This is a genomic window from Micromonospora sp. NPDC049799 (genome assembly GCF_040656655.1).
Lineage (GTDB): Bacteria > Actinomycetota > Actinomycetes > Mycobacteriales > Micromonosporaceae > Micromonospora.
Genome location: NZ_JBFAMU010000881.1, coordinates 1 through 1,196 on the forward strand (window position 1 = coordinate 1; position 1,196 = coordinate 1,196).

A 1,196-nucleotide genomic window follows, 5' to 3' on the forward strand; every position below is an offset into this window, starting at 1 on the left:
GTGGCGGCGGCGGGCAGCCACCCGTCGATCTCGTCCAGGCTGCGCCGGGCCCGTACGGCGGCGACCGTGGTGGCCAGCCGCCGCCGGCCCGGGGTCGCGTAGTGCACGTTGTTCGTGGCCACCGTGGGCAGCCCGGCGGTGACGGCCAGCTCGGACAGGGCGTCGTTGCGGTCCGCGTCGACCGGGTGCCCGTGGTCGGTCAGCTCCACCGCCACCGTCTCCGCGCCGAACAGCGCGGTCAGCCGGTCCAGCTCCCGGGCCGCGGCGTCGACCCCCTCGGTGAGCAGCGCCCCCGGCACGTGCCCCTTGCGGCAGCCGGTCAGCACCAGGACGTGGTCGCGCAGCTCGGCGGCCACCTCCTCCAGCTCCCCGTAGACCGGGCGGCCCTTCTCCCCGCCGCGCAACTGGGCCCGGGAGATGACGGACGCGAGCCGGGCGTACCCCTCGTGGCCGTGGGCGAGCACCAGCAGGTGCGCGCCGAGCGGGTCGGGCTCGCCGTTCTGCGGGCCGGGCAGCCCGAGGGACAACTCGGCGCCGAAGACCGTCGGCAGGTGCAGCTCACGGGCCGCCTCGGCGAAGCGCACCACCCCGTAGAAGCCGTCGTGGTCGGTGACGGCGAGCGCGGTGAGGCCCAGCCGGGCGGCCTCCTCGGCCAGCTCCTCGGGGTGGCTGGCCCCGTCGAGGAAGCTGAAGTTGGTGTGGGCGTGCAGTTCCGCGTACGGCACCGCGCCGTCCGGGCGGGGAAGATCCGGCGCCTCGTACTGCTGGCGCTTGCGGGTCCAGGCCGGGGAGTCACCCCCGTCGGCGTCCACGGCGAGGGGGTCCACCACGTGCAGGTGCCGCTCGTGGTGGGGCGTGCCCCCGCCCCGGCCCCGGCCGGACAGCACCCGCTCCAGCTCCGACCAGGGCTGCTTCGGGTTGTGGAAGCTCATCGGGCCGCCCTGGGCGGACGCTCAGTCATAGACGGCCTCCACCAGCCAGCGGCCGGCCTCGACCGCGAGCAGCAGGGCGGAGCCGTCGGCGAGACACACCTGGAACCGGGCCCGGCGCCGCGCCTCGGCCGGCGCCCACCAGCGCTCGTCGACCGGCCAGGGGCCGGCCCACCCGACGATCTCGACCGGGCGGGCCGTCCCGACGGTGAGCCGGGCCGGTGCGGCACTGGTCAGCAGACGCGCGCTGACCACGTCCGGCTCGCC

Annotated in this window: 1 protein-coding gene and 1 pseudogene; both read right to left on the reverse strand. The window is 76.7% G+C overall.

Features of this window, described 5'->3' with window-relative positions; genetic code table 11:
- Positions 1-932: PHP domain-containing protein (locus AB0I76_RS30325; protein WP_357042692.1), on the reverse strand; the 932-nt coding region annotated here is incomplete at its 3' end.
- A 21-nt stretch (positions 933-953) separates the two neighbouring features.
- Positions 954-1,196: pseudogene (locus AB0I76_RS30330) on the reverse strand (DNA polymerase Y family protein); the annotation flags it as partial.